Genomic DNA, 7,585 nt, shown 5'->3' on the forward strand with positions numbered 1-7,585 from the left:
ACTTGAAGTGCGACATAAACCACCTAATTAATTTAAAGGGTTTATGGAGTATATAAAATTGTCATACCATCATCTTAACTTTGAAGATCGTACTGCATTAATGCTTGAGTCAAGAAAAGAAGGCTTTCTAACTTTAATATTTACATTTGAATATTAAAATGTTACAGTACAGGCTAAGTATATTAATTAGTGAAAGGAGGTAATAGCTATTTTAGCTATTAAAGGGAGTAGTCTGTCCTTTTTTAAACTAAACAATGATATAAAAACAGTTGCCGGAGCTTTGCCTCTACTATGGATAAGTTTAAAACAAGATCATCAACATACTTGTTTTATGTAGTGAAATATGCATATTTGTATGTTTTGACTTTCGGCACCGGTAATTTTTATCTGTGTTTTTTTTGTGTGCAAAAAGAAATTGATTCTTAGGGACTGCTACTCCTTTCCAATTATTCTAATTACCACTAGAGCAAATTGTGAAAGGATGAAAGAAATGAATTTTAATAATAAAACAAAGTATGGTAAAATACAGGAATTTTTAAGAAGTAATAATGAGCCTGATTATAGAATAAAACAAATAACCAATGCGATTTTTAAACAAAGAATTAGTCGATTTGAGGATATGAAGGTTCTTCCAAAATTACTTAGGGAGGATTTAATAAATAATTTTGGAGAAACAGTTTTGAATATCAAGCTCTTAGCAGAGCAAAATTCAGAGCAAGTTACGAAAGTGCTTTTTGAAGTATCAAAGAATGAGAAAGTAGAAACGGTAAACATGAAGTATAAAGCAGGTTGGGAGTCATTTTGTATATCATCACAATGCGGATGTAATTTTGGGTGTAAATTTTGTGCTACAGGCGACATTGGATTGAAAAAAAACCTAACTGTAGATGAGATAACAGATCAAGTTTTATACTTCCATTTATTAGGTCATCAAATTGATAGCATTTCTTTTATGGGAATGGGTGAAGCTCTAGCCAACCGTCAAGTATTTGATGCTCTTGATTCGTTTACGGATCCTAATTTATTTGCATTAAGTCCTCGTAGACTTTCTATATCAACGATTGGTATTATACCTAGTATCAAAAAAATAACCCAGGAATATCCTCAAGTAAATCTTACATTTTCATTACACTCACCTTATAGTGAGGAACGCAGCAAATTGATGCCAATAAATGATAGATACCCAATAGATGAGGTAATGAATATACTCGATGAACATATAAGATTAACTTCAAGGAAAGTATATATAGCTTATATCATGTTGCCTGGTGTAAATGATTCTCTTGAGCATGCAAACGAAGTTGTTAGCCTTCTTAAAAGTCGCTATAAATCAGGGAAGTTATATCATGTAAATTTGATACGATACAATCCTACAATAAGTGCACCTGAGATGTATGGAGAAGCAAACGAAGGGCAGGTAGAAGCCTTTTACAAAGTTTTGAAGTCTGCTGGTATCCATGTCACAATTAGAAGTCAATTTGGGATTGATATTGACGCTGCTTGTGGTCAATTATATGGTAATTATCAAAATAGCCAATAGTATTGAACAAGGTATATAGCTGATATAATAAGGTGAATTTTTAAATAATATTAATGCAATTAATATTATTTTGATAACTCAATTATGCTAGTATTTTCTTCAAATATGAATGGACTACTGGGTGGAAGATAATTAACTAATCTGTATTCTTCTAATTTGAAATGAATAAGTTTCAAAGTACTAAGATATAGGATTAGTCATCCATTTTTTTTAAATCAGTTTAACTAGATGTTTTGTTTGTCGAATGACAAAAAACTCTTATTTAGTATAAATGAATAGATAATCCTTCCAATAATAATTGGGAGGATTTTTTATTCTCCCTAAATACAAATGTAAGTTAATGAAATATATACTTGAAGATGTTTATGGCATTCTTTCAGCTTCTAATTTTCCAAGATTTGCTTTTATATATTTTATTTTACAAGCTAACTGATGATTTCTCTTAATAAATTTTTGGTTAGCTTCTAAGTTAATAAGTTCTTTAATTTTTTTATTAAATTCTATATTCCTTATTGAACTATTTTTCTTCTGCTCTTTTTTTATGATTTTATGCTTTTCCTTATTTTTTGAAGGAAGAGGGTATTTTAGTTTTGAATCAGCAACTGAAATTAAATTATTTACATTATGAGTATAGTTGTTTGATATAGCTCCTTTTCCGTAGCAATTAGATAAAAAGACAGCATTATTAGAATTAAAAAAACCACTACCTAATATATTGAAGTTAGTACAAAAGTTCATCTCTATACAATTGTTAAACCCTGAAAAAGAGCAATTGTTTATAGTCATATTTGTACAATAATCTGCACGAATTGCAGTCGCCATAAAATTCATCCTACCTTAGTTGCCTTATTATTAAGATAATACACCTTATGCAAAGTAATCTTTAATTATCTTTATAAATCAAAAATATAATTTTTAGACCCTCTGTATATAGATGAGTTTTTTACGTGCTTAGATAAAGTTGAATAAAAATTCTGAACAATCACTTTTTGTCTTTTTTACGATGATTTAAAGTTTCTTGTCCTAGCTCTTTCCAAATTTGCCATTTCATATCATTAGGATCAATTTCAGCAGTTTTTAGAAGAATGCCAAGTAATTCGGCTGGGTCACGCTGATCTAGGTTAGCTATTTCAAATAGTGCGCCTAATTGAATGAGATGACGTGTACGAGCTTTACGTTCTGCTTCCTTTTCGGCATTCAATAATTTTCTAACTGCAACTTTTTGCTTATTTGCTCGATCTATGGCTTTTTCAGCTTTGATCAAGGCATTGATTTTTTTCTCTTGGTCGGGTGTTCTGTACTGAATTTTGGCTAATTCAAGTAAAAGTTTTTGAGCATCACTAGGATTCTTTAAAGCAGAAATATATGTGATTTTTTCAGACAGCCAATCATTATTCATATTCAATTCCATTAATTCATATACCGCAAAAGCACAGGCTCAATACTCAAAGAACGATAACAAAATATTTACGTTCGAGTAACGTAATTTTGTTAAAGTCGTTCTGGAGATTATCGCCTGTACTTCCATCAAAAATTTGATGGCGCGCTTAGACGTTTCTCAATTTCATTGAGAAACCTAAGCACGTTAGGGACTTCATCCCTAAAACCCTGAAACTTCTTTTTTTCGTTCAATTGAAAATTGAATGAAAAAAAGAAGTACCAAAGCTAGGAGCAACAGCATGCAACTAAAACAGGTATTGGGAAAAATCAAAGATATTAGTTTTGGCGTGATCGCAGCACCGCTAATTATCATCATTATGATGTGGGCTTCGATACTCGATCAAAGAACATTTAAGAAAGAACTAGACCGAAAAAAGGCACAGGAAAAAACCTAATGGCGATAGCTCGTTTAAGTGTGAAAGTTGGTAAGGCAGGTAAGGCAGCACCGCATGCCGAATATATTGATCGGGACGAAGAAAAAAAGCTGAAACAGGAACAATCCGACCTTGAACATAGTGACTATGGAAATATGCCGAAATGGGCTGAACATAATCCGATTACCTTTTGGCAAGCAGCCGACCTTTACGAGCGTAAAAATGGCAGTACCTATCGAGAATATGAAATTGCCCTGCCTAGAGAGATGAATGCTGAGCAACGCCTAGAACTGGTTGAAGACTTTATTCAGTCTGAAATTGGCTCAAAATATCCGTATCAGTTTGCAATTCATAACCCTAAAGCAATGGACGGCAACGATCAGCCCCACATCCACCTCATGTTTAATGAACGTCTGCAAGATGGAATCGAACGAGATCCAGAGCAATATTTCAAACGCTATAACAGCAAGAATCCTGAACGTGGCGGAGCTAAAAAAGACAATACAGGCAAGAGTTACCAGGAACGAAAAACTGATATTAAAGACCTACGCCAAAGGTGGGCGGATTTATGCAATAGCCATTTGGAAAAACACCAAATTGACAGCCGTATTGATATGCGAAGCTACAAAGAGCAAGGCATAGAGAAAGACCCTGAAAAGAAACTCTTACCAAGCCAAGCCAAAGACCCTGAAATCAGGGAAGCCTTGCAACAGTCACGTACAGCCTATAAAGAGCTTGAGCGACTAGATTTAGGCGACCCTAAAAACGACCTGAAAGACCTCAAAAACAGCCCTATCTCAGACAAAGAAATTAAACAGGGCATTGAGAGTTTTAAGGCTGATTTTGCCAGCTTTAAACAGCTTGCCTTACAGCAGTACAAAGAACAGCAGAAATTAGAACGAGAGCAACAGAAAACAATGAAGTTTAGAGGGATGAGCCGATGACACCTGATGAAAAAAAGTTATATGCACTGATGGCAGTTGCAGAACAACAGCAGAACCTAGTCAATCAGGCCGTTAAAGAGCTTCAAATCACGAAAGAACACATTCAGAAGGTCATCGCAGAGCAAACCCATAGCACTGTATCAAAATCGCTAAATACGGGCTTACAGGAGGGTACAGCAGAGCTTATCAAGACCGCTAAGGCACTTGGACATTTAAAAAACTCGATTGAATCAACTAGTGATCAATTTTCATGGAAAATCATCACCATTATTTTAGGCATTTTCGCCATTCTGATGCTTGGCATCATTTGGTTATTCAGTGTTTATATCAAACCTTTAGAAAATATCCCTCAGATCGAGAGCTTAAGACAGCAAGGTATCCAGTTTGATATTGGAAGCTGTACTGTTGGAGAGGAATCTAAACCGTGTGTTCGTGTGATGAAAAAGCAGTGCGGATATGGAAAAAATGGAGATTTTTGTGTCATAGACCCAAAATAATAGGCATATTTTTTATTTCACGAGAGGAAAAGAGGTAATCATGCCATTAATTGAATATTACGGCTTGTTATTTGAATGGCATGACCAAAAAATGGATTTAGTCTATCGAGGGCGAGAAATCACGTTCGAGGAGGTCTGTAGTATTTTCCTTGATCCTGCATTGATCTCTTTTGAGGATGTAGGACACTATGATGAACAACGACTAATATCAGTCGGTTTAAGCAATCGTGGTAGACTATTAACAGTGGTTTGGGTTGAACGTGGAGATGTTGCGAGAATAATCACTGCATTTGAACCATCACATCACCAAAAGCGGAGGTACAGCAATGCAAAATGAACTAGAACGCTATAAAAATTTTGACCCTACCAATGCGCCATTGGTTAAACCTAGCTTTGTGAAGAAATTACAGGAACGCCATACCATAGCTCAAGCACAGGCTTTTGATGCTGATGTAGTTGCATGGTTAAGTTCACAAGATAATGAAACAAAACAACATATTAACGATATGGTTCGCCATATTATGGCATTGAAACGTGCTTGATTAGGGATTTAGTCATGATTAGATATGACCTCTCTTTTTTGTCTTAATATCTGATTGATCAAAGAAAAAGCCCATTGAATCTTGCAACTCAATGGGCTTTCGCTTTATATTCAGCGGTACGCAGTTATTTGATGGTGGAACATCAAGTAACGAAGATCAGCAGAGCTACCAACTCGTGCAGATTTCACACAAAGGCTTGTACCTGAACTCTATTTTCACAATAAACAGTGTTTAGATCAAGACTCAAAATGATAAGTCTTCGTTAATCCGTGTTTTAAATCATCAAATAAGCATCCTAGATCGAGCTTTGCCTGCTCCTGCGTGTCCGTTTTACGGATTGGCATGCGTTGCATGTGGAGGGAATAAGTGTCACTGGTGCAACGTAGCGATAGTCGAAAGGCTAAACCGCTACAGGGGAATCTCACAAAAGCGGAGCGTTAAGAGTAGTTGTATAGGTTGGTTAAGTTGTATGTTGGGGAAACCCTCGCAGAGATACCGCCATACTTCGACAGGGAGCGTGTGGGGAGAGGTGCAAGACCTTTAGTCCTTGTCTGCATAGTTTGCAAAGCTATGTGCGGATACGACCGATATACGTGGCTCCGAAGCCAAAAGAATATGCGGTAAATCGGCAATACTTAAAGGATGCGTCATTTTTTTAAATGACCGCCTTTAGGGAGAGTATTGCCGAAACTCTCTCAACCGTTTCCAAAGCCAAAGCACGAAGTGCGACGCTTTGGGTACGAGTTGAGAAGTTGAGAGCATTTTTTTTTAGGAAGTATAGTAGTGCGGATAATCAAATACTCCTTTTTCTGCTTAGGCTATTGAACCAGTTTTGAATTCGCCCCATATTTTTGCTACAGTGAACCAAATTAAGATCATCTATTTACTAGGCCTTGCATTTGCGGGGTTTTAATGCTGAATAAAAGGAAAACTTGATGGAATTGCCCAATATTATTCAACAATTTATTGGAAACAGTGTTTTAGAGCCAAATAAAATTGGTCAGTCGCCATCGGATGTTTATTCTTTTAATCGAAATAATGAAACTTTTTTTCTTAAGCGATCTAGCACTTTATATACAGAGACCACATACAGTGTCTCTCGCGAAGCGAAAATGTTGAGTTGGCTCTCTGAGAAATTAAAGGTGCCTGAACTCATCATGACTTTTCAGGATGAGCAGTTTGAATTCATGATCACTAAAGCGATCAATGCAAAACCAATTTCAGCGCTTTTTTTAACAGACCAAGAATTGCTTGCTATCTATAAGGAGGCACTCAATCTGTTAAATTCAGTTGCTATTATTGATTGTCCATTTATTTCAAACATTGATCATCGGTTAAAAGAGTCAAAATTTTTTATTGATAACCAACTCCTTGACGATATAGATCAAGATGATTTTGACGCTGAATTATGGGGAGACCATAAAACTTACCTAAGTCTATGGAATGAGTTAACTGAGACTCGTGTTGAAGAAAGATTGGTTTTTTCTCATGGCGATATCACGGATAGTAATATTTTTATAGATAAATTCAATGAAATTTATTTTTTAGATCTTGGCCGTGCTGGGTTAGCAGATGAATTTGTAGATATATCCTTTGTTGAACGTTGCCTAAGAGAGGATGCATCGGAGGAAACTGCTAAAATATTTTTAAAGCATTTAAAAAATGATAGACCTGACAAAAGGAATTATTTTTTAAAACTTGATGAATTGAATTGATTCCAAGCATTATCTAAAAATACTTAATTGTCTTTTTACGTCGCTAAATTTTAAATAAATAAGTGAAGAGCGTTAGTGGAGCTATTGATTTAAAGTTTTATATCACCAATAAATCTAAATTTTGGTTTTTAAAATGAGCTTATTTAAAATAGCTAAAACTGTTTATTAGCTTAACTTGTGATTTAAGTTTTTTTGAATATAAAAGTGTTAATTTATTAGCTTTGCAAGTTTATTTAAATTTCATCGTGCAACATTTTTAACCAATTTTATTATCGATGGTATTTTTTTGTCTGCTTTTCTTTTCTTAGTCTTTTATCTATCTGTCAGCCATATAGTATTTTATTAAATTCTTATGGGAAATGACGAATGTTAAATTATCTTAAGAGCTTTAATAATATCAATACTTGGCAGAGTAAAACTTGAAGTGCGACATAAACCACCTAATTAATTTAAAGGGTTTATGGAGTATATAAAATTGTCATACCATCATCTTAACTTTGAAGATCGTACTGCATTAATGCTTGAGTCAAGAA

At 34.7% G+C, this 7,585-nt stretch carries 9 protein-coding genes; 7 read left to right on the plus strand and 2 right to left on the minus strand.

Features of this window, described 5'->3' with window-relative positions; genetic code table 11:
• Positions 1-490 precede the first annotated feature (490 nt).
• Positions 491-1,540, plus strand: coding sequence for a 23S rRNA (adenine(2503)-C(8))-methyltransferase Cfr (cfr, locus tag FTV30_RS14965; RefSeq protein WP_180001863.1), 1,050 nt, complete (start codon positions 491-493; stop codon positions 1,538-1,540).
• A 363-nt stretch (positions 1,541-1,903) separates the two neighbouring features.
• Here cfr and FTV30_RS14970 read toward each other — a convergent pair whose 3' ends face one another.
• Together FTV30_RS14970 and FTV30_RS14975 are read right to left on the minus strand one after the other, a co-directional pair.
• Positions 1,904-2,362, minus strand: a complete 459-nt coding sequence (locus FTV30_RS14970; protein ID WP_180001864.1) for a hypothetical protein — start codon at positions 2,360-2,362, stop codon at positions 1,904-1,906.
• Between the two features lie 160 nt (positions 2,363-2,522).
• Positions 2,523-2,939: a conjugal transfer protein TraD gene (locus tag FTV30_RS14975; protein WP_025464995.1), complete on the minus strand. Its 417-nt coding sequence runs from the start codon at positions 2,937-2,939 to the stop codon at positions 2,523-2,525.
• A 280-nt stretch (positions 2,940-3,219) separates the two neighbouring features.
• On the opposite strand from FTV30_RS14975, the gene FTV30_RS14980 reads away from it, so the two are divergent.
• The 6 genes from FTV30_RS14980 (at position 3,220) to FTV30_RS15005 (ending at position 7,052) form a co-directional block, all read left to right on the plus strand.
• Positions 3,220-3,375, plus strand: a complete 156-nt coding sequence (locus FTV30_RS14980) for a heme exporter protein CcmD (RefSeq protein ID WP_161772599.1) — start codon at positions 3,220-3,222, stop codon at positions 3,373-3,375.
• The gene (locus tag FTV30_RS14985) at positions 3,375-4,298 is read left to right on the plus strand and encodes a MobA/MobL family protein (RefSeq protein WP_002011644.1); all 924 of its coding nucleotides are present in this window, start codon (positions 3,375-3,377) and stop codon (positions 4,296-4,298) included. The genes FTV30_RS14980 and FTV30_RS14985 overlap by 1 nt, the downstream gene beginning before the upstream one ends.
• Complete coding sequence (locus FTV30_RS14990; protein WP_025464991.1) at positions 4,295-4,795, plus strand: hypothetical protein; 501 nt, start codon at positions 4,295-4,297, stop codon at positions 4,793-4,795. Before FTV30_RS14985 ends, FTV30_RS14990 begins: the two co-directional genes overlap by 4 nt.
• A gap of 40 nt (positions 4,796-4,835) precedes the next feature.
• Entirely contained in the window at positions 4,836-5,132 is a 297-nt protein-coding gene (locus FTV30_RS14995) for a BrnT family toxin (protein ID WP_002011632.1), read from the plus strand.
• Positions 5,122-5,337: a hypothetical protein gene (locus FTV30_RS15000; protein ID WP_002011639.1), complete on the plus strand. Its 216-nt coding sequence runs from the start codon at positions 5,122-5,124 to the stop codon at positions 5,335-5,337. Before FTV30_RS14995 ends, FTV30_RS15000 begins: the two co-directional genes overlap by 11 nt.
• 935 nt (positions 5,338-6,272) lie before the next feature.
• Positions 6,273-7,052: an APH(3')-VI family aminoglycoside O-phosphotransferase gene (locus tag FTV30_RS15005; protein ID WP_002011642.1), complete on the plus strand. Its 780-nt coding sequence runs from the start codon at positions 6,273-6,275 to the stop codon at positions 7,050-7,052.
• The last annotated feature ends 533 nt before the right edge of the window (positions 7,053-7,585 follow it).

The sequence above is a fragment of the Acinetobacter sp. YH12255 genome, from assembly GCF_013417355.1.
In the GTDB taxonomy this organism is placed as follows: Bacteria; Pseudomonadota; Gammaproteobacteria; order Pseudomonadales; family Moraxellaceae; genus Acinetobacter; species Acinetobacter pseudolwoffii.

Coding starts and splice junctions, on each gene's coding strand:
- cfr (WP_180001863.1), top strand. CDS start 491: ATGAATTTTAATAATAAAACAAAGTATGGTAAAATACAGGAATTTTTA.
- FTV30_RS14970 (WP_180001864.1), bottom strand. CDS start 2,362: ATGGCGACTGCAATTCGTGCAGATTATTGTACAAATATGACTATAAAC.
- FTV30_RS14975 (WP_025464995.1), bottom strand. CDS start 2,939: ATGAATAATGATTGGCTGTCTGAAAAAATCACATATATTTCTGCTTTA.
- FTV30_RS14980 (WP_161772599.1), top strand. CDS start 3,220: ATGCAACTAAAACAGGTATTGGGAAAAATCAAAGATATTAGTTTTGGC.
- FTV30_RS14985 (WP_002011644.1), top strand. CDS start 3,375: ATGGCGATAGCTCGTTTAAGTGTGAAAGTTGGTAAGGCAGGTAAGGCA.
- FTV30_RS14990 (WP_025464991.1), top strand. CDS start 4,295: ATGACACCTGATGAAAAAAAGTTATATGCACTGATGGCAGTTGCAGAA.
- FTV30_RS14995 (WP_002011632.1), top strand. CDS start 4,836: ATGCCATTAATTGAATATTACGGCTTGTTATTTGAATGGCATGACCAA.
- FTV30_RS15000 (WP_002011639.1), top strand. CDS start 5,122: ATGCAAAATGAACTAGAACGCTATAAAAATTTTGACCCTACCAATGCG.
- FTV30_RS15005 (WP_002011642.1), top strand. CDS start 6,273: ATGGAATTGCCCAATATTATTCAACAATTTATTGGAAACAGTGTTTTA.